Genomic DNA, 22,487 nt, shown 5'->3' on the forward strand with positions numbered 1-22,487 from the left:
AGTGAGTTTTTATTTTAGAAGAAATCAGGGAGTTAAGTGGTTTTCACCTTTCCTTTTTCCATTATACTTTTAATGATAAAGAATAAACCGAGAAGAACAAAAGGAATACTTAATAGCTGTCCCATATTCAGACTCATTCCATGTTCAAATTCTACCTGATCTACCTTGATGAACTCAATCAGAATTCTCATAATGAAGATCAATAAAATACTGATTCCGAAATAAAATCCTTTTCCGATTTTAAATATGTTTTTCTTGTAAATAAAATACACCGAAAGGAAAATAATAAAATAAGAGATGGATTCATAAAGTTGGGCAGGGTGTCTTGGCAGATCATCTACCTGACGGAAAATAAAAGCCCATGGAACATCTGTAGGAACTCCTATGATTTCAGAATTCATAAGATTGGCAAGCCTTATAAAAGTACCACCCAACGGAAGTACAATCGCTATAGCATCTAAAACCGTCATAAACGGGATAGAAAATTTTCTCGCATAGATAAGAAGCATAATCACCAATCCGATACCACCACCATGACTGGCAAGTCCTGCAAAGCCTGTAAAATGATAGGTCCCGTCCACTCCTTTCTGAATTGGGAGCAATATTTCAAGCGGATGCTGGGAGTAATAATCAAAATCATAAAAAAAGCAGTGTCCCAGTCTGGCACCCACTAAAATCCCTATCAACGCATAAGAAAATAGCGCTTCATGAGCCTGCGAACTAAGGCCTTCTTTTTTATAAATACGCTTTAAAATAGTTAAACATAAAACCAGTCCCGCAAGAAATAGCAGTCCGTAATATTTTAAAGGAAATCCTAAGATATTGACGATTTCGGGATTCACATCCCAGTTGATATATAATAAATTCATTCCTGCAAAGATAAGAAAATAGGAATTTCTGAACCGAATGGAAGTGTTTCAGTATTTTTCAATTTGATTACCAGAGTACTATGGATTGATTTTGTATATCAGTATAGAACGCTGTATCTTAATATAAGAGGTCTTTATATGGGTGAGAATGAAGATAATTTAAAATGATTCTTGATGAAAGATTTGCTAACTTTAGGGTATCGCCAAAACAAAAAGATATGCATCATCAGTTGGAGAAACATTATGTAAACAGGGTAGGCTGGCTTCGGGCAGCTGTATTGGGAGCGAATGACGGGTTGTTATCCACCACAAGTATTGTCATAGGCGTTGCAGCAGCAGAACCCGACCGGAATATTATTATTCTTGCAGCATTGGCAGGTATGATCGCGGGAGCTATGTCTATGGCAGCGGGAGAGTATGTTTCTGTAAGTTCACAGGAGGATACTGAGAAAGCGGATTTGCTTCGTGAGAAACGTGAACTTGAAGAAATGCCGGAAATAGAACTTAGAGAACTTGCCAAAGTATATGAAAAAAGAGGCTGTACCAAAGAAACAGCGATGCAGGTGGCGATGGAGCTTACAGAACATGATGCTCTTGGTGCGCATGCTCGTGATGAGTTGGGAATTAATGAAATAACGCAGGCAAAACCTTTGCAGGCAGCGATGGCTTCTTTCGGTTCATTTGCCGTGGGTGCTTTATTGCCGTTTAGTGTTTCTCTTTTGGCACCGCTTAAACAAATGGTGTATTTTCAGTACGGATTTTCAATCATATTTTTAATGCTTTTGGGAGCTGTTTCTGCCAGAGCGGGAGGTTCCAGTATAAAAATAGCAGTGTTGAGAATCTGTTTCTGGGGAACCGTTGCAATGGGAATTACTGCGCTGGTGGGACACATTTTCGGAGTCAATGTAGCATAAAATAAATATAGCCACCCCTTTTTGATCCCCTAAAAAATAAAAACCTCTGATAATCAAATGATTTCAGAGGTTTTTTGTACCCAGGACCGGGATCGAACCGGTACTCCTAAGAACTGGTGTTTGAGACCAGCGCGTCTACCAATTCCGCCACCTGGGCTTGATGTTGAATTCAAACGTGATGTTTGTTTCAAATTGGTGTGCAAATATAGGAACTTTTTTCAATGTTCAAAAGCTTTTTTGAAGATTTTTTTTAAAAATTAAGCTCCAAACGATCGTAGGCAAGATGTATTCCGGGCGGAAGCTGCTTATCTTCAATATCATGCAGTCCTAAATGATGACTGATATGTGTTAAAAATAATTTTTTTGGTTTCAGTTCATCAAACAATTTAATAACATCCGGAAGAATAAAATGGGCAGGATGGGGATCAAATTTTCTGATACAGTTTAATATCAGAACGTCCAGATTCTTCAGTTTCTCTTTTTCTGTTTCAGAAATAAACCCGGCATCAGTAATGTAGGCAAGGTTTTTAAATTTGTACCCGAAGACGGTAATTTTATAGTGAATCACTTCTACGGGAGTGATTTCTGTATCCAATACCTGAAAAGGTTTATTTTCAATTTCATGAAGCTCAAAAGCGGGCGCTCCGGGATATCTTACATCAGCAAAGGCATAAGGAAATCTGTTTTTTATTTCATGAGCCACTCTTGAATAGCAATAAAGAGGAACATCTTTTCCACTTTTAAAAATCAGTGGCCGCATATCATCAAGCCCAATTACGTGATCATTATGCTCATGAGTAATCAACGCAATATCTACGGTATGTTCGTGGTTGGTAAGCATTTGCTGCCTGAAATCCGGACCGCAGTCGATCAGTATTTTTTTATTTTCCTCCGTGGTCACCATCACGGAAGAACGTAAACGATTGTCTTTGGGATTTTCAGAAGTACACACTTCACATGTACAGCCTATAACGGGTACACCTTGAGAAGTACCAGTTCCTAAAAATTTCAACTTCATTTTGTTTTGAGGTTGGTTTAATTTTGGTAAATTTACAAAAAATTTCATGTCCTAATGTATCAGAAACTAACTCCTAAACAAAAAGCATTAACAATTAATCTAGATCCTACTATTTATGGTACTTTCGCAGAAATTGGAGCAGGGCAGGAGACTGTTCGCCACTTTTTTAGAGCAGGGGGAGCTTCCGGTACGATTGCTAAGGCAATGTCTGCTTATGACAAAGATTTTAGTGATGCCATCTACGGAAAGGAAGTAAAAAACAGGTATGTTACCCAAAACAGGCTTCGCAAAATGCTTCGATATGAAGTAGCTTTGATTGAGGAGAGAATTTCAAGAGATAATAATCCCGACAGAAAATTCTTTTCTTATGCCAATACGGTAACAACCATCAATTTTGACAAAACTGTAAAAGGCCACGGCTGGGTAGGAATTCGTTTTCAGACTAAAGAAAATGAAGATTACAATGAAATCGTGATTCACGTAAAATTCAAAGAAAATGATGCTACCCTTCAGCAGGAAACCTTAGGGAACCTTGGAGTAAATCTTATTTTCGGGGCTTTCAATTACTTTGACAACCCTAGAACTTTAGTAGAATCTTTATATGACGATATTGCAAAAGACAATCTGGAAATTGATATGATTGATTTCAGCGGACCTGCTTTTGCGTATGTTGACAACAGACTGATGTCACTTCAGCTGGTTAAAAACGGAATGACTGATGCGGTAATTTTCAATTCTCAGGGCAGCAATATGCTTCCGGCAGATGTATTATACAAGAAAAATATTTTCGCGGTAAGAGGAAGTTTCAGACCGGTAACGAAAGTAAACATTGATATGCTTAAAAATGGGATGGACATGTTTTTCAAAGATGCTATCTGTACCCATGAAGAAACGGAAGTCCTTATTGAAATTACTATTTCCAATCTGAGAGCAGACGGAGATATTGACGAAAGAGATTTCCTGGACAGGGTTGATATTCTGGCTAAGTTGGGGTATACTGTTATTATTTCCAACTTCTCTGAATATTACAGACTGATAGATTATTTCGCATCTTATACAAGTGGGGATATTGGAGTAGCAATGGGTGTAAACAACCTGTTGATGGTATTTGACGAGAAATATTATAAAAATATGTCAGGTGGAATTCTTGAAGCATTCGGGAAATTTTTCAGAAACGGGATGAGAGTATATCTGTATCCTTATAAAGATCCTGAGACTCACCAGTTACTGGATTCTTCAAACCTGAAAGTAGAAGAAAACCTGAAAGAACTATATAAATATTTCAAACACAATAATCGTATTGTAGATATTACGAATTATAATCCGGAATTTTTGGAAATTTATTCCAGAGAAATTTTGAGAAAAATTGCATGTTGTGTGAAAGGCTGGGAAACTCAGGTTCCGGAAGGCGTAGCAGAAATGATTAAAGAGCGTGGAATGTTCGGATATAAAGAAGAACTTTCCCTAAAACAATTCTCTTAAAAAAATATATACAATGTCAGAATTAAAGAAAAGACTTTCCTCAATTCTTGAAAGTCCTAAACATAATACAGAAGAAAAGCTTGAAAAAGTTTGCCACTTGTTGGATCAAGAAATTTCTTATTTCAACTGGACAGGTTTTTATTTCAAAAACGGAGATAAGGAAGAATTGATTTTAGGCCCTTATGTAGGAGCGCCAACAGATCATACTATTATTCCTTACGGTAAAGGGATTTGCGGACAGGTTGCCGTTTCTAACGAAACATTTGTAGTTCCTGACGTACACGAAGAAAGTAATTATTTGAGCTGCTCAATTGATACAAAAGCAGAAATTGTAGTTCCTATCTTTAAAGATGGAAAGAATATCGGACAGATTGATATAGATTCCCATACGATAGACCCTTTCACTAGTGAAGACCGCGAATTATTAGAATGGCTTTGTAACGAAGTTTCTAAGGTCTTGTAATTGGAAGCTTACAATAAATAAAAAAATCCGGCTGAATTAGCCGGATTTTTTATGGAGTATAAGTGGTAATAACAAACATGATTAAAGGTTCGTCTCCCGTATTTTCGATAGAATGATACCCTATGGAACTGATCGCTGTAATATCTCCTTTCTGAAGAATTTTTTTTCGTGTGGGTCCTTCAATTCCGGTTCTTTCACGATATTCTCCGGTTCCATGCACGACCACGTAAAGTTCCTGTTCATTTCTTTGATTGTGCGTATGAAACCCAGATTCATCACCCTTATTCAATAAAACCATATAGGCGGCCAGACGATTATTGGCTAATTCTTTCGGATCAAACATCTGCAGCATATATACAGTTCCTTTTCCACCATACATATTTTCGCGTTTATCTATCCGCGTAATGGTTCGTTCTTCTTTTTCAAAGGCCATTACATAAAGATTGATGTATTTTGAAACTTCCTCAATAACGTGACAGAATTCTACTCCTTCGGATAATATAACTGTATCAGACATACAAGTTTAAGGTTTAATGTTTAGAGTTTAAAGTTGTTAAAAAATCAGCTTTGCTGCATTAGATGAATTTCAGCCAGCAGTTCTTTAAAATAATTCTCACATTTTGCAATATGAGTTCCATACCAGGAAAATGCTTCACCATCCACAATCATAATCTTTTTATCAGGATAGAAAGCCTGCAGTTCCTCAATATGTTTTTCTTTAAAAGGAAACGGTTCAGAGGACAGCATGATCACTTCAGCATCCGCAAGATCTTCAGTAGTAATCTGAGGATAACGGGTTTTATCTTTGAAAATATTCTCAAATCCAATTTCTGATAAAATCCTATGGATAAACGTATCTGAACCAATGGTCATATAAGGATTCTTCCAGATAAGATAAGCTGCTTTCACAGGAGTTTCAAGCTTTGCCTGATTCAGGATTTCATATATTTTAAGATTGAAAAGCTGCGCTCTTTCTTCCTTTCCCAAAAGTTTTCCGAGATTTTTAAGCAGATAATAATTATCTTCAATCGTTTCAACATTAGTAACGGTTACTTTAAAATCACTCATTAAAGCTTCTACCTGGTCTTTTACATTCTCTTCCTTATTGGCAAGAATAAGATCCGGTTGTAATGCTTTTATTTTCTCAATATTGATATTCTTAGTCCCACCAATTACAGAAACATTTTTTATTTTATCCTGAGGATGAATGCAGAATTTTGTTCTCCCGATAACTTCATTTTCAGTAAGTCCAAGGTCAAATAAAGCCTCGGTAATAGAGGGTACAAGCGAAACGATTTTCATATTGGCATGTTAGATGATGCCTAAAATTACAAAAGTTTTCCGGTTAAGAAAGCTCCGGCAACGCTAAAATAAATAATAAGTCCTGTAACATCTACCAATGTTGCTACAAACGGAGCAGAAGAAGTGGCAGGGTCAAGATTTAATTTCTTTAAGACAAATGGGATCATAGAACCTGATAGTGTTCCCCATAACACAATGGCAATCAGGGAAACAGAAACGCTTAATCCAACGTAAACCCAATACTGGCCATAATCAAAAAGGCCAATCTGCTGCCAAAGCATGATTCTTATAAATCCAATAACTCCCAAAATTGCCCCAAGACATAATCCGGAGATAATCTCTTTTTTCATCACATACCACCAGTCTTTCAGACTGATCTCCTGAAGCGCCATTGCACGGATAATCAACGTTGCAGCCTGTGATCCGGAATTTCCTCCACTGGAGATAATCAACGGAACAAAGAGTGCCAGCACAACAGCTTTCTCAATTTCTTTATCAAAATATCCCATTGCTGAAGCAGTCAACATTTCCGAAACGAATAAAATGATCAGCCAGGTTGCTCTTTTTTTGATCATTTCAGTCCACGAGGTTTGGATGTATGGAAGATCCAATGCTTCCAATCCCCCAAATTTCTGAATATCTTCCGTATTCTGTTGCTCAATCTGATCCAGAATGTCGTCAATTGTTACAATTCCTACCAGAACACCGGCTTCCGTAATAATGGGAAGAGCGCCACGGTCGTACTTTTCAAAATAAGTTACCGCATCCTCTTTGGAAGTAGTGGTGGTAATCGCTACAAAATGATTGTCTGTGATATCAGAAACCAGTGTATCTTCCTCTTCCAACAGTAAAGTTCCGATAGCAAGGTCATCAATCAGGCGGTTTCTTTCATCTACCACATACAGGTAGTTCATGGTTTCCACTCTTTTACCTACCTTTTTGATCTGCTGAAGACATCGCTTTACTGTCCATTCTTTACGGATCTGAATATAATAAGGAGTCATCAGACGGGCAATAGAGTCTGAATTGTACCCAAGAAGCTTCAATGCAATCCTTCTTTCCTGAGGGTTAAGATGATTGATAGAATATTTGATAAGCTCATCCGGGAAATCCTCGAAAAGAGCAGTCCTGTCATCCGGAGTCATAGCATTCAGAATTTCAGAAACCTCGTCGCTTCCAATACTTCTGATAGTATCTTCCTGGAAATCAGGATCAAGATGTGAAAAAACTTCTGCTTTGTATTCTTTCGGAACCTTCAGGAACGCGAGCAGCCTCTCATCAGCAGGAAGTTCGCTGAGAGTTTCGGCAATATCGGCAGGGTTGAAGATAAGTTCGTCTCTAGAATTCAAAACGTGAAATTTTTTGGATATGCAAAAATAATTCAAATTTTTAAGACTGAGCAATAAAGTGGGAAAATTAAGGATTAATTAAAGTTTATTCCTTCAGTATAAGGACAAAAAAACACCCGCCAAGACGGATGTTCAAAAATTAAATTTTAAATTCCAATATTCTTTAAATTGGTTCACATTCTGAGGTAGGGATGTATGTACAAACAGCATTTGTACAGCATTGGTATGGTCCGCAATCTGAATTGTCACCACACTTTTTTATTCCGCTTCCTTTAATATTTTTTTGCTCCAGCCTGTTCAGCTTCTTAAGATTTGAATTTTTCATGGTAATCAAATATAATAAGATTAAGGCTCTATCGGACAGTCATGATCCCAACATTCTCCGTTGCAGCAATATCCTACTGAACAAGGTCTTGTTTCACTGCATCTGAAAGGGCCGATGCCACCGTTGATCTCTTTAGCAGCTTGTCTGCTGAGTTTCTTTAAGTTTTTCATATAGTTTTAGATTTAATGTTAAACTAAAATAATAAATATTTTCATATTATTCATTTGGTGGTGAAAATATTTTGCTATAAATCAATATTTTATTTAATTTTTAAATAAAAAAACACCTACAATTGCAGGTGCCTGTAATGATCATATATTATTCCAGAGGACATGGATCCACAACGCAGATGTTATGGCAACATGATCCGCCCGGACATTCGTAATGTTCTGTACATCTTTTGAAAGGCCCGCTTCCTTTGATTTCCTTTTGTACTTGTCTGCTGAGTTTTTTTAGATTTTTCATGAGATTTAATTTTAATGTGAGTTAGTTATAAGTCTTTGTACTTTATTCAAGACAGATAAACGGTGAACAAATGCCATAGCAGCAATATCCTACAGCACATGGATTACTGTCACTGCATCTTTCAGTGGAACCTCCATTGATTTGCTTTGCTTTTTCTCGACTGAGTTTCTTTAGATTTTTCATGTGGTTTAGATTTTAAGATTGAACTAAAATAGTAAAAAATATTTAATAATTCATTGTTTGGTGAAAATATTTAATTGTTAATCAGTTATTTATAGTGTTTTTTAAACGAAAAACACCTGTTTCATAAGTGTGAACAAGTGCTTTATTTAACATGAAAATATTTATAATTCAGGGCATGCATACACTACACATACTCTATGGCAGCATGACCCGCCCGGACATTCAAAATGATATTGGCATTTCTGAAGACGTACAATACTTCCTGAGATTTCTTTCTGACTGTTTCTGCTCAGTCTTTTTAAATTTGAATTTTTCATGATCATTTAGATTTAATATAAAGCTAAACTAATCAAAGCATTCAAAGTGTTGACCTACATGTAGATATTCTGCAGGATAGAGGCTATGAAAGAATTATGAATTATGAATTATGAATTATGAATTTTTCTGATACGGCTAATTGATCTGAACAGTAAAGATTCACGATTGACTTACGAAGCAAAATTGACCATTGATTATCAAAGGTCTTATATTCCAACTTTAAACCTTGAACTCAAAGCTCAGCTTCCGTTGGCTTTAGCTTTCTCAGTTTTTTAATGATTCCTTTTATAGCTCCTTCGGTTCCTATTTTAACAGAATTCACTGTTGAACCCAGCAGGCGCATATTCTTTCGGTAAGTATCATGATCTGTTTCCGTGACAAGATTGCCGTCAGAACCAAAAAGCTTCATGCTGACAACTACCTGATTAGAGAAAACATATTTTCCCAGACCTACTTTGAAGTACCGTACTTTGGAAACAATTGCAAAATCAGCATCGTTATTGAGACAGTAATCCACGATAGTCTGTTTATCTATACTGTCAAAGGGAACCTGAACTTCTGCCCGGAGCATTTTATTTCTTTTGCTGCTGAAATTATCGGAAACAGCGTCAAAGAATGCATTGTTGGTAGGATCTTTTATCTCATCAACATCAGGCTCTACTTCAGGATTGAAGTAGAGAACTTTTTTTATTTTGTCATCAGCAGCTTTCTGAGCTTTTACCGAAGTAATGCCGATGAATAAAAAAGTAGTAACCGCTGTAAAGAATATAATTTTTTTCATTTGTAATTCGTATGCAAAATTACTGCCTTTTCGTTGGATTGCATACAATTTATTAAGAAATTTTTAACATTTTTTTCTATCAAATTTGATTTATGAAATCAATAATGTTTGCAGAATCAAAAAATAGTCGTAATTTTGCACCCGTTACATAATAATCATTAAACAATATTGGAATGTACTTAACAACAGACAAAAAGCAGGAAATTTTCGCACAACATGGAAAATCTGCACAAGACACAGGAAGCGCAGAAGGACAAATTGCTCTTTTCACTTTCAGAATCAACCACTTATCTCAGCACTTAAAGGCTAACCGTCATGATTTCAACACAGAGAGATCTCTAGTGAAATTGGTAGGTAAGAGAAAAAGTTTACTAGATTACCTTAAAAAGAAAGATATCGCAAGATATAGAGCTATTATTGCTGCATTAGGTTTAAGAAAATAATCTATAAAGATTTTCAAAATAAAAAGCAACTTCGTAAGAGGTTGCTTTTTTTTGTGGGGGTTGTATAAGGCCGGATATCGCCAAACTCTCTTCTTGTAAAAGTGGAAAATCATGAAAGCCAGTTTAATGAGTGTATACTTACAGGAATACATACATTGATGTTTTTGTATTGATGGAAGCCGTTTATTATAGTAGTTGTTTTTTAATTATTTTTTAAAAAAATAAAGATTATTTTGAATTTATACATAATAATGCTGTTTTAAAACAAGTATAATCGTTGTTTTTGTGGTATTTCTTTGATTATTATTTGATGGATTTCTATATTTGCAGCTTTTTAATTAATGTACTGTTTTGAAGCACTTTTATTTATTTTTCCTTGTAGCGGTATTTTTCTGTAAAGCTCAAAAGAATGACTCGCTGCCCCAAAGAACTCTTATCTATTCTGCAGGAGTTGAATATGGAACGGTTCTGCCCACTAATATTGCATTGCAGGATTATGAGAACAGGAATTATAATGGGTATTCCTTTCAATTAATGAAGCAGTCAACAGGAAAGAATGATTGGGAAAAAGACTTTAGCTATCCACAATATGGTATAGGCTTTTTTGCTTTTGATTTTATAAAAAACCGAGAAATGAGCAGTCCTTTTGCGATATATGGAATTTATAATGCCAAAATAAAACAATGGGGAAAGCTTAAATGGTTTCATACAGTGAATTTTGGAATTTCATTCAATGCCAGACCTTTTAATGAAGATGAAAAATATTATAATATTTCATTGGGATCCAGAACCAATATGTTTATCAGTATGGGAACCGGAATGTATTATGAACTGGGAAAGCATTTTGACATCGGACTGAATTTCAAATTCAATCATCTTTCCAACGGAGGCTTAAAAATCCCTAATAAAGGTCTGAATACGATTGCCCCACAGCTTAGCCTTACCTATTATCCTGAACGGGTGGTATCTGGAAAATCAGATACTGCTGCTGTTGATGATAAAAAATATGCCTCTCTTGAAGTTTCTGTCTTTGGAGGCCGTAAGAATGCTTTTTACAGAGGAGAGAGGGCTGGAGAACTGAAGAATTACTATTCAGGATTTAATTATTCGGTATATGGAACAGAAGTATTGTACATGCGCCAGTATTCCCGGAAATCGGCATATGGAATTGGGGTAGGAATTACGATGGATGATCATTATAATCATGAGATGTATGTATCAGATAGTACGCTCTATCAAAAAAAACGGTTTTCAGCAGATCAGCCTTTGTTGAGTATTATGCCTTCTTACCGTTTGATGATGGGAAGATTAAATGTGAATTTGGGAGCAGGATATTATCTTGCCAAAAAACAGAGAAAATATGATAATTCTATTTTTTTCCAGCGAATAGCTTTGCAGTACCAGATTACGGACAGGCTGTTTGCTTCATTCGGAATTAATGCCTACAATATGCATGTGGCCAATTATCTTGAGTGGAAACTTGGTTATATCTTTATCAGGAAGAAAATAAAATAGTAAAAAATAAATGATGCTCATCATAAGCTTGAATATGATATTTAAATAGTTTTTGACTTTTACTATTTAAAAACGTTACTACTGTTTAAGATTGATTCTTTCCAATCTTCCCCAAATGTGTATTCTGAAAACTATCCGGATACTTCAGTCCATAGCCAAGAATTCTGTCAAAAGCCGAATGTGAAAATAAAATAGCTCCGGCCACTTGCAAATAGGGTAGAGAAAGAGCTGTTCCGGCAAAATAAACAAGAATAGCTACTCCAAAATGATGGAAAAGATTGTAAAAGAAAGCCCCAACTTTATTATTAACAGTGTATCCCAGCATGGAAATGTCTGGTGCAAGGAATAGGCCTGCAAACCACCACCATGAATATCCTGTTTGGGAAAAAGCATAGATTCCTAACAACAGAAATGCTGCATATTCAAGCTTTAATTGTATTTTCATAATAATTGTAATCTATTAGATAAGTTCCTTTTTACGATGAAAAGTTACATTTTTAAGATCAAAAAAGAAAGCGGAACACCTTTGAGATATTCCGCTTATACATTTTGATATGATTGATTTTAATGCCCTGATTTAGCGTCAGTGCTTTCTACATGGCCCAAATATTTGGTACAATAAGCTCCAAATATAAGAATTACCAGATAGCAGAATACAGGGATGATAAACGAGTGCTGTACTCCAAACTGATCTGCAAGATATCCCTGGAAAATAGGAACAATAGCTCCTCCTAAAATTGCCATTACAACCAGAGAAGATCCCTGGCTGGTATATTTGCCCAATCCTGAAATTGCCAGCGTATAAATATTAGAGAACATAATAGAGTTGAAAATCCCGATTCCTAAAATACTGTACATTGCCATTTCACCATGATTGACCATGGCTGAAATCAATAATGCAACATTGATTGCTGCGAAGATGGATAATGTTCTTGCCGGAGCTGCTTTACCGATGAAAAAGGCAATGAAATTCAGAACGATAAATACAAGGAAAAAGCTGATCTGTGAGAAGGTAAGATTCACAATGCTGAAGATGACAAGGAAAACAGCTCCTGCTGCCCCCAGCATATAAACAGCCTTTTTACTTTGGCTTAAAGACTGATTTAAAGAGATTGCCCCTAAAAAACGGCCAATCATCGCTCCGCCCCAATACAGGGAAAGGTAATTTTTACTGATGATTTCATTAAAACCCATAATCTGCGGCTGCTCAAGGAAACTGATGATAAAACTTCCTACAGCAACCTCTCCGCCTACATAGCAGAACATCGCAAATACACCGAATTTTAGGTGGCTGAATTCAAGCGCTCCCCAGCCTTTTACAATTTCCTCTTCACCCATCTGGAATGACGGAAGTTTAACTCTGGAAATCAATAAGGCTACCAGCAAGAGAATACCCGCGAAAATAAGATACGGAATTCTTGTTGCTACCGCACTGAATGATCCATCCGGAGACGAGAAAAATTCAAAAATAAGGTGGCCTCCAAGCACAGGAGCAATCGTAGTTCCGAATGCATTGAATGCCTGTGTCATATTCAGTCGGCTGGAAGCAGATTCTTCACTTCCCAATAACGAAACATATGCATTGGCAGTAATCTGCAGTACCGTAAAGCCTAATCCTAAAATAAACAAAGCTCCTAAAAACAGCGGATAATACGAGAAAGTAGCCGCCGGATAAAACAGGACACAGCCGAAAGCTGCCAGAAAAATTCCGAACAGAATTCCTTTTTTATATCCTAATTTATTGATAGGATCTCCCTTTGTGATAGAGATGAGAAAATAAATCAATGATCCAATAAAGTAAGCCCCGAAAAAACAGAACTGTACCAGCATGGATTCAAAAAAGGTGAGATTGAAAAGTTGCTTCAGATAGGGGATCAGGATGTCATTCATACAGGTAATGAATCCCCACATAAAAAACAGCAGGGTGATGGTAATCAACGGAACCGTATAATTCCTGCTTTGCGATTGTACTTCTTTATTAATCATAAACATTTATTTATCTGTATAAGGATAAGTCCTTTACTTTTTTTGCCTACAGCATTGCATTTTGTGAAGTAAGGCAAATATAGGGATCAACCTATGTTTTTGCAATAATTTTAATGGTTTTTATAATGAAATGTATACTTTTTTTCGATTCAGAATATTATTTTCATTTTTTGAGACAATAATACAAAAACAACAGCATTTTTCAATGCATTATCTTCACAAAAACGCATTTCTGTATTCACAAATAATATAAAAGTTGAGATTACAGCTATAAATTTTTGAATCTTTCATCAACTGATAGCCAATTTTTTGTATTTTGACGACCTATTTATGCAAGTGAAAAATTTAATATTTCATTATTATATAGTACCTTTGCACACGAAATTTAAAGAGTTTAAATATTAATTCATACTCAATACGGAGTATTAAGAAGACAAATTTATGAGTATACCTCAAGCGTTTACAGAAATGATTACTCTTGCTGACGGCAGAGAAATCACTATCGAAACAGGGAAACTGGCCAAGCAGGCTGACGGATCTGTGGTAGTAAAAATGGGCGGAACAATGCTTTTAGCAACTGTTGTAGCCAATAAAGAAGCCAATCCTGGTGTAGATTTTTTACCATTAACAGTTGATTACAGAGAAAAATTCTACGCAGGTGGAAGAATTCCTGGAAATTTCTTCCGTAGAGAAGCAAGACCTTCTGATCAGGAGATTTTAACAATGCGTTTGGTGGACAGAGTATTACGTCCGCTTTTCCCTGAAGATTTCCACGCTGAAGTTCAGGTGATGATTTCATTAATTTCTTATGACGGAAAAACAATTCCAGATGATTTAGCAGGTTTGGCAGCTTCTGCAGCTATCGCTATTACAGATATCCCTTTCAACGGACCAATGTCTGAAGTAAGAGTGGTAAGATTTGACGGAGTACTTTCTATCAACCCAAGTTATGAAGAATTGAAAAATTCTGAGTTAGACATCATGGTTGGAGCTACTAAAGACTCTATCGTAATGGTAGAAGGTGAAATGAAAGAAATTTCTGAGCAGGAAATGTTAGAAGCTATTAATTTTGGTCATGCTGAAATTAAAAAGCAAATTGAAGCTCAGGAGAGATTAGCAGAAAAAGTAGGAAAAGCTTTCCCTAAGAGAGAATATTCTCACGAAACTCATGACGAAGAAATTCGTGAAAAAGTATGGAAAGAAACTTATGATAAAGTATATGAAGTAGCAAGAACTCCATCCGGAAAAGAGGAGAGAGGTGAGAAATTCAAAGCAGTTCGTGAAGAATTCCTTGCTCAATATGCTGATAATGAAGAAGAATTAGAAAGAGTAACACCTTTCGTAAAAGTATATTATCATGATGTAGAGAAAGAAGCTATGCGTCAGATGATTCTTGAAGACAATATCCGTCTTGATGGTCGTGATCCTCAAACGATCCGTCCAATCTGGTCAGAAATTGATTACCTTCCGGGGGCTCACGGTTCTGCAGTGTTTACAAGAGGGGAAACTCAGTCTTTAACAGCAGTAACTTTAGGTTCTGTGAAAGATGCCAACATGGTAGACAGTGTAATCACCCAGCACGACGAAAAATTCTTCTTACATTATAACTTCCCGCCGTTCTCTACAGGTGAAGCAAGACCTCTAAGAGGAACTTCAAGAAGAGAAGTAGGACACGGAAACCTTGCTCAGAGAGCATTACAGGCTGTAATCCCTGAAGAAAATCCATATACAATCAGAATTGTTTCTGATATCCTTGAATCAAACGGTTCATCTTCAATGGCAACAGTTTGTGCAGGAACATTAGCACTAATGGATGCAGGTGTACAAATTACAAAACCTGTTTCCGGTATTGCAATGGGATTGATCACAGATGCAAAATCTGGTAAATTCACTGTACTTTCTGATATCTTAGGAGATGAAGATCACCTTGGAGATATGGACTTCAAAGTAACAGGTACTGCAGACGGAATCACTGCTTGTCAGATGGATATTAAAATCCAGGGACTTTCTATGGATATCATGGAAAAAGCTTTGATGCAGGCTAGAGACGGAAGATTACACATCTTAAATAAAATCACTGAAACAATTTCTGAACCAAGAGCAGACGTGAAGCCTCACGCTCCGAAAATGGTTGTAATGGAGATTGCTAAAGACTTCATCGGGGCTGTAATCGGGCCTGGAGGAAAAATCATTCAGCAGATGCAGAAAGATACTGATACTGTTATCGCTATCGAAGAAATCGGAGAAATCGGACGTATCGAGATTGCAGGAACAGACAGAGAGAAAATCAATGCTGCCGTTGCTAAGATCAATGAAATTACTTTCGTACCGGTTGTAGGTGAAGTTTATAAAGGTAAAGTAGTAAAAGTAATGGACTTTGGTGCTTTCGTAGCAATTGCTAAAGGAACAGAAGGACTTCTTCACATTTCTGAAATTGAATGGGCTCGTCTTGACAAAGTTCCTTATGCTGAAGGTGATGAAGTAGAAGTGAAGTTCATGGGTTATGATGACCGTAAGAAAATGAAACTTTCGAGAAAAGTTCTTTTACCAAGACCTCCAAGACCAGAAGGACAAGGTAGACCAGAAGGACAGGGGAGACCGGAAGGGCAGAGAAGACCAGAGGGACAAAGAAGACCTGAAGGACAGAAGCCACAAGGTGAAAAGCCACAAAGCGAAAAGCCAGTGGAAAACCAAACTCCTTCTAACGAAGCTTAATAAGATTCATTCTTAAATATAAAAACTCCCTCAATTTTGAGGGAGTTTTGCTTTGTATGTCATTGCGAAATGCAGAGCATTGAAGCAATCTCATTATTTAAATTTTCAAAAGGGAGATTGCTCCATCTTCGGTTCGCAATGACGTTATTACGTTCCAACTCTCTGTTTCAGATCCTCAGCGCCTCCTGTTTTTCTGGGCTGTCCGTTTTTAGAAGAACCAAAATTATAAGTATAAGAAAGTGTCACCACACGGGTATCTCTTTTTACGGCAAAGTTTTCGAGATAATCATTATAAACGGTTTGTCCTTTTATATTGCTGGTGAAGAACATATCGGTAAAGGCCAGCTTTAGGGTACTATTGTTTTTGAATTTCTTTTGAGCCCCGATATTCAGATACCAGTTAGGACTTACATTCAAATAGGCGTAAATTTCTCTTGCTTTGTAATTTCCGGTAAGCTCGGCAGTGAAACCATTACCTAATTTAAAGGAATTAATACTGTTGATGCTAAACGTGAAATTTCCTTTGTTATTGATCTGTGTTCCTGAAACATTTCCGGTGTATGATCCATAGTAAAAATTAGCACTGTTGTTCATATCCCACCATTTGGTCACCTTTACAGGAGCAATAAGATTTAGCCCGAAATAAGATACGGAACTCAGGTTTTCGATCGTCTGTACGGTAACTACCTGCCCATTTTCTACCACAGGTTTAAGAATATCTGTGATATTATTAGAAGTCTTGCTATAGCTTAATGTGGCAAAATATTTGTTGCTCAGACTGTAAGTCAACTCATAATTCATCGTAGTCTGTGCATTCAGATCAGGATTTCCTGCCTTAAGAGTGGTAGGGTCAAGATAGAATTTAAACGGGTTCAGCTGGTTGTAGCTTGGTCTGGTGATTCTTCTGCTGAAATTAACTTCAAGGTTGCTTTTATCTGTCAGATCATAAGAAAAAACAGCACTTGGAAACAGCTGCGTGTAATTTCTTTTATTAACTTGATTGGTGGTAAGCTGAGTTCCTTTTACATTGGTATTTTCCATTCTTAATCCTGCCGTTGCTTTAAACTTTTCCCATTTTTTAGAGACGTTTCCATACACTGCATTAATATTTTCTTCGTAAATAAAATGATTGGTTTTGGAAAGATCGGGGATCAGAATTCCGGAACTTGCATTGAAAAACTTCAGATCATTGTCTGTTTTTACAAAGCTGGTTTTAATTCCTGTTTCCAGCTTCCATTCATTGTTGAAATTCTTGGTAAGATCAGATTTTAAAGAATAGATATTCAGTTTTCCATCCATATCACCTTTTATGATATCCAGATTATCCGTTCCGGTAGCGATTTCATGTGTTTGGGTATCAAAACTTTGCAGAGAAGAATTGGCATAATTAATATAATCGAAATCAGTAGAAATTTCAGAACCTAAAGAATCGATCGTATATTTATGATTAAGGTTGAATGAAAGATTGGTCCAGCGGTCATTTGATCTGTTGACGGTGGTGAATGAGCTTTCAGGAAGATGATTGCTTCCCAGTGTCACATTGGAATTATCTCCGTTCACATTGAATTTGTTTGAAACCAGCCCTACAGAAAATCCAAGAACATTTTTATCATTCAGATAATAATCCATTCCTGCTTTGGCAACATGACTGTTGAACTTGAATTTCAGATAATTATCCTGTACATATGCTTTTTTGAAATTGTTGGCTTCATAGAAACTTCTGTCCAGTACCAGACCGTTGTAAGCTTCCCTGTAGGCAAAACTGTAATTGCCGAAAATATTGATCTTCTTATTTCGGTGATTAATGCTGAAACTGTTATTATTCTTTACATATTTACCCGTTCCTAAAGACGTGGAAACAGTTCCGTTCGTTCCTTTTCTCTGTTCCTTTTTAAGCTTAATATTAATGATTGCAGATCCTGCAGCATCATATTTGGAAGATGGGTTGGTAATGAATTCTATCTTTTCAATGGTAGAGGAGGGTATTCCTTTAAGGTAATTGGCAAGGTCACTTCCGGTCATCGGGGTATTTTTGCCATCAATCTGAACCAGGAGATTTCCTTTTCCGCGGAGGCTGATATTATCATTATTGTCAATACTCACTCCCGGAGCTTTTTCCAATACTTCAAAAGCCGAATTTCCGGTGCTGGCAATGCTGTTTTCAACATTCATAATCATCTTTCCGTCCTGTCTTTCAATAAGAGGTTTCGCTTTGGTGATCGTTACGCCTTCAATAGATTTTACATTCAGGTCTATGGAAGGGAGCGTTGTATTTTCAGCCAATGAAATATTCTCCGAATGATAAACTTCAGTACCGTTTTTATTGATCTTTACCTGATAAATTCCTTCTTTTAAATCATTAAAATTAAACTTACCATCACTATCAGCAATTTCTGTTTTGATTAATTTCTGGTCTGCGTCAAACAGATTAATCTCCATCTGCTCGGCTTTGGCAGATTGTATATTTCCGGATAAAGACAAACTCTGTGCAGCCTGCTGGGCAGAATATCTGCTGCTGATTGAGATCAGTATACAGATAAAAATAAATGATAATATTCTGGTCATAGCGTTTTTACTTTTTAGGGTTAAGACAGTTTTCTGAAATTTTCAGTAAAGCTGAATACATGACTTCCAGTTCCTCATTTTTAATACCCTTTAAAGCAGTTTTACGGTTCTTCTCTACGATATTCTGAACCTCTCTGATTACTTTTATTCCGGAATCTGTTACTTCCAGATTGGTTTTTCGGCGGTCTTCAGGATGAACATGTCTTGTAATGTATTCGGATTTTACCATTAAATCAATAATTCTTGTGACAGAAGCATTGTCTTTAAAAACAAGATCACCAATTTCATTCTGGGTAATTCCCGGGTTTTCCAGAATCGCTTTAATGATAAGCCACTGATCAATCGTGATTGTATAACCATGCGCTTTCAGCTGCCGCTGAGCATAGTTTCTGTAGGCTCTTATTGCTTTGTCTATGTTATAGAATATAATTGAATTTAACTTTTCCATATTTCAAATTTAAAATGATGTATCAATTATTGATATATCAACTAATTGGTAGAATCCCTTTTTATTTTGTTACAATTCCTGAAAAATATTTTCAAAAAAAAGTAAAAACGTTCTGTAAGTTATTTCTGTTTTGTCTTTGTGGAGGCGCTTTCCAGCTCTGAAGTAAAAGTTATATTATCTGTGGTTTTGAATAATCTGTCAATCTGTTTTCTGGCTGAAGGATCTTGTGTTACTCTATAAAACTCATTAATCAGATCCAGTGAAGTGGGTTTCTTAGGATATTGATTGTTGTTGAGAAAGCTTTTTAATGCCTTATTTACATTCTCCTCACCCATTAAATTACTCAATTCTACCATGGCAGCAGCACCTTTGGAATAAGAAATATGAGGAGCATCTCCTGTAGCTCTATAGATGGGAACATTTTCAGACAATCCCTTTTCATTGTCATAGATCTGCTCATGAACTTTGATTCTTTCCATCATTTTTTCTCTGCCATGCATTTTTTTGTAAAGCATCATTTCCGTATACATCGCCAGTGTTTCGGTAGGCATTACAGAACCTTCTCTGTCGTCAGGATTAATCTGGCTGTTTCCCCACCAAAGATGTGAAAGCTCATGTCCGGCTAATTCATTGATGACATCCTGTTTTTTATCTGCCTGAATATTGGCATGGAAAACCATATCTTCAGGCATAAAGGCCGCAGAAGGATAGGCTGTTGCCGCAAAACCTCTGGTAAAAGAAGAAATCTCTGCAAAATTGATGGTTGCGAAAGGATATTTCCCGAAATTCTGCTGGCAGTAATCTAAAGTAAGCTTTGCATTTTCCAGAAGATGATTCACATTTTCAAAATGTTTTTGATGATAAAAGATATTGATGGTGATTCCTTTATAGCGCTCACTTTTTATTTCATATTCAGCTGAAGAAACAGCAAAACGGAATGGAATCTGATCTGCTTTATACTGGAAATACTGACGTCCGGATTTTGTCCATTTTTTGATAAGGTCTCCGGTGCCTATTGCTGTTTGGTTGCCTTCAGTAGAAACAGTCATATTGAGGTTGATAAAGTCCTTTTTTACCACTTCAGGAGCTTCCGGTTTCTTCAGTTCTGTAAGTTTTCCCAATTTGAACTGGCTGCGTTGTTTTTCATCCTGAATTTCATAATCCTTTTGATAGCCAATGGTGGGATAATATCTGCTGATCCTCATAAAAGAACCGTTTTCAATAATAGCATTAAAGGATTGATGGCCATTGACAGCAAACCATTGGTATGACAAAGTGAAATTCAGGGAAGCTGTTTCGCCCGGCTGAATAGCCTGTTTTAATACAACTTCTGTAGTGTTTTTATCAATTTTCATTGTTTCAGGACCTGATGTCAATGCAGCAGACTCAAGCTTTAGATCCTCATTAAAATTGACGAGAATTTTATTGATGGGCTGGCTGGTTTGATTTACAAGGGTATATTTTCCTACGATCTGATAAGCATTTTCTGAAGGATACAACTTGATGTCTGTGGTAATATCAGTAATATCAGGCTGTGGAAGATTTTCATATTTCCGGAAGTTTTTTTCATAGGCTACTGAACTTAAGATGGCCTCGTCTTCATTTTTAGGAATATACCCTTTCATAAAAAATATTCCGGCAAAGATTCCTGAAACCAGCAGAAGAATACTGAGGACAGAAGGAATGACAGAGATTTTTTTAATCTTGATTAAGCGATTGAATATCCATAAAATACAGATAACACCCGCTCCGAACAGAAGTCTTTGAGCAAATGCCTTTTCATAAATGCCGTAGCCGTTAAAATCACTATAAGTCCCTTTGAAATCTGAAAATATTCTAAAAAGAGGGTAGGAAATGATTTTCCCTGCAACAGGACCGGACAATATAAAAACTGCGAGAATAGAAACTCCGAGTGCAATAAATTTATTAGGAATTCTGTCATTGATCAACAAAATAAATCCTGAAAATAAAATCAGAGGGAAAGTATTGAAAAGAAAAACTCCAAGATAAGCACTCCAGTCGATATGGAAATACTGATAAGCAGCCTGAAAAATAATTCCCTGAGCAATTAAAATTACTGTAAAGAAAAACAGTAAAAAGCTGATGGAGATAAAATGTCCGGCTATTCTGTTTTTTGAAAAATATGTACTGTTTTCAATCAGGAAAAATCCGGAAGATCGACTTCTCCAGAAGATATCGTTCAGAAAATAGACTGAAATAAGAAGACCAAGCAGATGAAAGTTTTCGGAAATTGTTGTCGCCATAAGCCCCGAACCGGCATATTTCTGCGGAAGACGGATTCCTTTTTCAATTTCGGCATACATTTCCATGCCGACAGAAAATAACAGGAGGATAGAAACAGCAGGAACAGCAATACTTTTGAACAGATAAGTAAGATCAGTTTTCACAAAGGAAAATACAGACCTAAAAGAAGCAAGTCCGCCAAAGTTAGCTGAAACAGTGGAATAGTCTGATCCATTCGTTTCAGATAATGATTGACTAATTCCCGATGTTTTTACTTTCTTTCCCGATAAATTAGAAAACGAAAATAATCTGAGTGAAAGAAGAAGAAATCCAACGGATATAAGGATAAATAAGAGTCTGTTGAACAACAGATAGCCTGTAAAAGGAACTATCTGAATGTTTTTCTGGTGCGCACTAAGATCACGGGCCTGCATGAAATAAGCAGACAGACCAAAAGGATCAATCAAAGCTGAAAACTGTTGTGTTTCTAAAGACTGAGGCAAACTTCCAGCCATAAAAGGAGAGTTGGAAAAAAGTAAAATAATCATATAAAATACATACAGAAGCAGTCCGCCCACTACAACCAGCAGTTTTTTCCTGACAATAAATGAAATGAGAAACAGAAAACTGCAGACAAATAAACTGTTGATAAGACCAAAGATCAATAATGGGTAAATGTAATGTATGATATTAAAACTCTCCTGCATTTCACTTCCGATACGCATAATTTGACCGATGAGAAACCCTGTCATTAAGAAAGAAAAGCTTATAAATGTCTGAAGAAAATAAGCAGTGAATTTCCCTTTCAGATAAGTAGATTTTGAAAATGGAAATGAAAACAGGATGTGGTCAAATTTTGAATCCTGATCTTTAAATAGTAGTTGTAAGGCATACACGGTGGCAAAAAAAATAACAGCAAGGCTCAGCATGCCGGTCATAAAACCAATGGTATAAGGTGAGTTTAAATAAATTCCTTCTCCTACTGAAAGATTGAACTGATTGCCGCAAAAAATGCCAAGAGCCACCAAAAGTAAGGCCACAAGATAGGTAAGCCAGTGCTTGGTAGTGCGTCCGGCCTCAAATAAAAATATAGTGTTCATGA

Annotated in this window: 21 protein-coding genes and 1 tRNA gene; 6 read left to right on the forward strand and 16 right to left on the reverse strand. The window is 36.4% G+C overall.

The genetic code is table 11. The annotated features are described in order from the left end of the window. Positions 1 to 32 precede the first annotated feature (32 nt). Complete coding sequence (lgt, locus tag FW780_RS15680; RefSeq protein ID WP_149834436.1) at positions 33 to 869, reverse strand: prolipoprotein diacylglyceryl transferase; 837 nt, start codon at positions 867 to 869, stop codon at positions 33 to 35. A gap of 218 nt (positions 870 to 1,087) precedes the next feature. Between lgt and FW780_RS15685 the strand changes: the two genes are divergently transcribed. Then, complete coding sequence (locus FW780_RS15685) at positions 1,088 to 1,783, forward strand: VIT1/CCC1 transporter family protein (RefSeq protein WP_149834437.1); 696 nt, start codon at positions 1,088 to 1,090, stop codon at positions 1,781 to 1,783. Between the two features lie 77 nt (positions 1,784 to 1,860). Here FW780_RS15685 and FW780_RS15690 read toward each other — a convergent pair. Continuing rightward, positions 1,861 to 1,940, reverse strand: a tRNA-Leu gene (locus FW780_RS15690). A 93-nt stretch (positions 1,941 to 2,033) separates the two neighbouring features. Then, positions 2,034 to 2,801 carry an MBL fold metallo-hydrolase gene (locus FW780_RS15695; protein ID WP_149834438.1) on the reverse strand — a complete coding sequence of 256 codons (768 nt, stop codon included), beginning with the start codon at positions 2,799 to 2,801 and terminating at the stop codon, positions 2,034 to 2,036. A 54-nt stretch (positions 2,802 to 2,855) separates the two neighbouring features. Here FW780_RS15695 and FW780_RS15700 point away from each other — a divergent pair, with 54 nt between their 5' ends. Beyond that, a complete protein-coding gene (locus FW780_RS15700) occupies positions 2,856 to 4,283 on the forward strand; it encodes a hypothetical protein (RefSeq protein ID WP_047377120.1) in 1,428 nt (475 codons plus the stop codon). A 13-nt stretch (positions 4,284 to 4,296) separates the two neighbouring features. Next, positions 4,297 to 4,746: a GAF domain-containing protein gene (locus FW780_RS15705; RefSeq protein ID WP_149834439.1), complete on the forward strand. Its 450-nt coding sequence runs from the start codon at positions 4,297 to 4,299 to the stop codon at positions 4,744 to 4,746. 49 nt (positions 4,747 to 4,795) lie between these two features. Here the strand turns inward: FW780_RS15705 and FW780_RS15710 are convergent, their stop codons facing one another. The 8 genes from FW780_RS15710 to FW780_RS15725 all read right to left on the reverse strand — a co-directional run bounded on the left by FW780_RS15710 (position 4,796) and on the right by FW780_RS15725 (position 9,469). Next, positions 4,796 to 5,263, reverse strand: coding sequence for a cupin domain-containing protein (locus FW780_RS15710; RefSeq protein WP_149834440.1), 468 nt, complete (start codon positions 5,261 to 5,263; stop codon positions 4,796 to 4,798). 44 nt (positions 5,264 to 5,307) lie between these two features. Beyond that, positions 5,308 to 6,048, reverse strand: a complete 741-nt coding sequence (locus FW780_RS15715; protein WP_149834441.1) for an ABC transporter substrate-binding protein — start codon at positions 6,046 to 6,048, stop codon at positions 5,308 to 5,310. Positions 6,049 to 6,074: 26 nt separating this feature from the next. Next, the gene (mgtE, locus tag FW780_RS15720) at positions 6,075 to 7,397 is read right to left on the reverse strand and encodes a magnesium transporter (RefSeq protein ID WP_149388215.1); all 1,323 of its coding nucleotides are present in this window, start codon (positions 7,395 to 7,397) and stop codon (positions 6,075 to 6,077) included. A 345-nt stretch (positions 7,398 to 7,742) separates the two neighbouring features. Beyond that, positions 7,743 to 7,892, reverse strand: coding sequence for a bacteriocin-like protein (locus tag FW780_RS22450; RefSeq protein WP_167510731.1), 150 nt, complete (start codon positions 7,890 to 7,892; stop codon positions 7,743 to 7,745). Positions 7,893 to 8,040: 148 nt separating this feature from the next. Continuing rightward, positions 8,041 to 8,187: a bacteriocin-like protein gene (locus FW780_RS22455; RefSeq protein ID WP_167510732.1), complete on the reverse strand. Its 147-nt coding sequence runs from the start codon at positions 8,185 to 8,187 to the stop codon at positions 8,041 to 8,043. A 42-nt stretch (positions 8,188 to 8,229) separates the two neighbouring features. Next, the gene (locus FW780_RS22460; RefSeq protein WP_167510733.1) at positions 8,230 to 8,370 is read right to left on the reverse strand and encodes a bacteriocin-like protein; all 141 of its coding nucleotides are present in this window, start codon (positions 8,368 to 8,370) and stop codon (positions 8,230 to 8,232) included. A gap of 161 nt (positions 8,371 to 8,531) precedes the next feature. After that, complete coding sequence (locus tag FW780_RS22465) at positions 8,532 to 8,687, reverse strand: hypothetical protein (RefSeq protein ID WP_167510734.1); 156 nt, start codon at positions 8,685 to 8,687, stop codon at positions 8,532 to 8,534. A 233-nt stretch (positions 8,688 to 8,920) separates the two neighbouring features. After that, complete coding sequence (locus FW780_RS15725; protein ID WP_149834442.1) at positions 8,921 to 9,469, reverse strand: pyruvate decarboxylase; 549 nt, start codon at positions 9,467 to 9,469, stop codon at positions 8,921 to 8,923. Positions 9,470 to 9,642: 173 nt separating this feature from the next. Here FW780_RS15725 and rpsO point away from each other — a divergent pair, with 173 nt between their 5' ends. Both rpsO and FW780_RS15735 read left to right on the forward strand, forming a co-directional pair. Then, positions 9,643 to 9,912 (forward strand): 30S ribosomal protein S15, encoded by a 270-nt coding sequence (gene rpsO, locus FW780_RS15730; RefSeq protein WP_045494446.1) that lies wholly within the window; start codon positions 9,643 to 9,645, stop codon positions 9,910 to 9,912. A gap of 351 nt (positions 9,913 to 10,263) precedes the next feature. Beyond that, positions 10,264 to 11,427, forward strand: a complete 1,164-nt coding sequence (locus FW780_RS15735) for an acyloxyacyl hydrolase (protein WP_149834443.1) — start codon at positions 10,264 to 10,266, stop codon at positions 11,425 to 11,427. 85 nt (positions 11,428 to 11,512) lie between these two features. On the opposite strand, the gene FW780_RS15740 is transcribed toward FW780_RS15735, so the two are convergent. Next, the gene (locus FW780_RS15740) at positions 11,513 to 11,872 is read right to left on the reverse strand and encodes a DUF4260 domain-containing protein (protein ID WP_149834451.1); all 360 of its coding nucleotides are present in this window, start codon (positions 11,870 to 11,872) and stop codon (positions 11,513 to 11,515) included. 119 nt (positions 11,873 to 11,991) lie between these two features. Further along, positions 11,992 to 13,413, reverse strand: coding sequence for a sugar MFS transporter (locus FW780_RS15745; protein ID WP_149834455.1), 1,422 nt, complete (start codon positions 13,411 to 13,413; stop codon positions 11,992 to 11,994). 441 nt (positions 13,414 to 13,854) lie between these two features. Between FW780_RS15745 and FW780_RS15750 the strand changes: the two genes are divergently transcribed. Then, positions 13,855 to 16,128 carry a polyribonucleotide nucleotidyltransferase gene (locus FW780_RS15750; protein ID WP_149834457.1) on the forward strand — a complete coding sequence of 758 codons (2,274 nt, stop codon included), beginning with the start codon at positions 13,855 to 13,857 and terminating at the stop codon, positions 16,126 to 16,128. A gap of 147 nt (positions 16,129 to 16,275) precedes the next feature. Here FW780_RS15750 and FW780_RS15755 read toward each other — a convergent pair whose 3' ends face one another. From FW780_RS15755 to FW780_RS15765, 3 genes are all read right to left on the reverse strand, one after another. Continuing rightward, positions 16,276 to 18,693, reverse strand: coding sequence for an outer membrane beta-barrel family protein (locus FW780_RS15755; protein WP_149834459.1), 2,418 nt, complete (start codon positions 18,691 to 18,693; stop codon positions 16,276 to 16,278). A 7-nt stretch (positions 18,694 to 18,700) separates the two neighbouring features. Then, positions 18,701 to 19,141, reverse strand: coding sequence for a MarR family winged helix-turn-helix transcriptional regulator (locus FW780_RS15760; protein WP_149834462.1), 441 nt, complete (start codon positions 19,139 to 19,141; stop codon positions 18,701 to 18,703). 119 nt (positions 19,142 to 19,260) lie between these two features. Continuing rightward, entirely contained in the window at positions 19,261 to 22,485 is a 3,225-nt protein-coding gene (locus FW780_RS15765; RefSeq protein ID WP_149834465.1) for a M1 family aminopeptidase, read from the reverse strand. Positions 22,486 to 22,487 lie beyond the last annotated feature (2 nt).

The organism is Chryseobacterium sediminis, assembly GCF_008386505.1.
Lineage (GTDB): Bacteria > Bacteroidota > Bacteroidia > Flavobacteriales > Weeksellaceae > Chryseobacterium > Chryseobacterium sediminis.

Bases quoted from the DNA above. Each gene is read 5' to 3' on its own strand.
- rpsO (WP_045494446.1), top strand. From the start codon at position 9,643: ATGTACTTAACAACAGACAAAAAGCAGGAAATTTTCGCACAACATGGA.
- FW780_RS15755 (WP_149834459.1), bottom strand. From the start codon at position 18,693: ATGACCAGAATATTATCATTTATTTTTATCTGTATACTGATCTCAATC.
- FW780_RS15715 (WP_149834441.1), bottom strand. From the start codon at position 6,048: ATGAAAATCGTTTCGCTTGTACCCTCTATTACCGAGGCTTTATTTGAC.
- FW780_RS15705 (WP_149834439.1), top strand. From the start codon at position 4,297: ATGTCAGAATTAAAGAAAAGACTTTCCTCAATTCTTGAAAGTCCTAAA.
- FW780_RS15710 (WP_149834440.1), bottom strand. From the start codon at position 5,263: ATGTCTGATACAGTTATATTATCCGAAGGAGTAGAATTCTGTCACGTT.
- FW780_RS22455 (WP_167510732.1), bottom strand. From the start codon at position 8,187: ATGAAAAATCTAAAAAAACTCAGCAGACAAGTACAAAAGGAAATCAAA.
- FW780_RS15695 (WP_149834438.1), bottom strand. From the start codon at position 2,801: ATGAAGTTGAAATTTTTAGGAACTGGTACTTCTCAAGGTGTACCCGTT.
- FW780_RS22450 (WP_167510731.1), bottom strand. From the start codon at position 7,892: ATGAAAAACTTAAAGAAACTCAGCAGACAAGCTGCTAAAGAGATCAAC.
- FW780_RS15700 (WP_047377120.1), top strand. From the start codon at position 2,856: ATGTATCAGAAACTAACTCCTAAACAAAAAGCATTAACAATTAATCTA.
- FW780_RS15740 (WP_149834451.1), bottom strand. From the start codon at position 11,872: ATGAAAATACAATTAAAGCTTGAATATGCAGCATTTCTGTTGTTAGGA.
- FW780_RS22460 (WP_167510733.1), bottom strand. From the start codon at position 8,370: ATGAAAAATCTAAAGAAACTCAGTCGAGAAAAAGCAAAGCAAATCAAT.
- FW780_RS15750 (WP_149834457.1), top strand. From the start codon at position 13,855: ATGAGTATACCTCAAGCGTTTACAGAAATGATTACTCTTGCTGACGGC.
- FW780_RS15725 (WP_149834442.1), bottom strand. From the start codon at position 9,469: ATGAAAAAAATTATATTCTTTACAGCGGTTACTACTTTTTTATTCATC.
- FW780_RS15765 (WP_149834465.1), bottom strand. From the start codon at position 22,485: ATGAACACTATATTTTTATTTGAGGCCGGACGCACTACCAAGCACTGG.
- FW780_RS15760 (WP_149834462.1), bottom strand. From the start codon at position 19,141: ATGGAAAAGTTAAATTCAATTATATTCTATAACATAGACAAAGCAATA.
- FW780_RS15745 (WP_149834455.1), bottom strand. From the start codon at position 13,413: ATGATTAATAAAGAAGTACAATCGCAAAGCAGGAATTATACGGTTCCG.
- lgt (WP_149834436.1), bottom strand. From the start codon at position 869: ATGAATTTATTATATATCAACTGGGATGTGAATCCCGAAATCGTCAAT.
- FW780_RS15685 (WP_149834437.1), top strand. From the start codon at position 1,088: ATGCATCATCAGTTGGAGAAACATTATGTAAACAGGGTAGGCTGGCTT.
- FW780_RS22465 (WP_167510734.1), bottom strand. From the start codon at position 8,687: ATGAAAAATTCAAATTTAAAAAGACTGAGCAGAAACAGTCAGAAAGAA.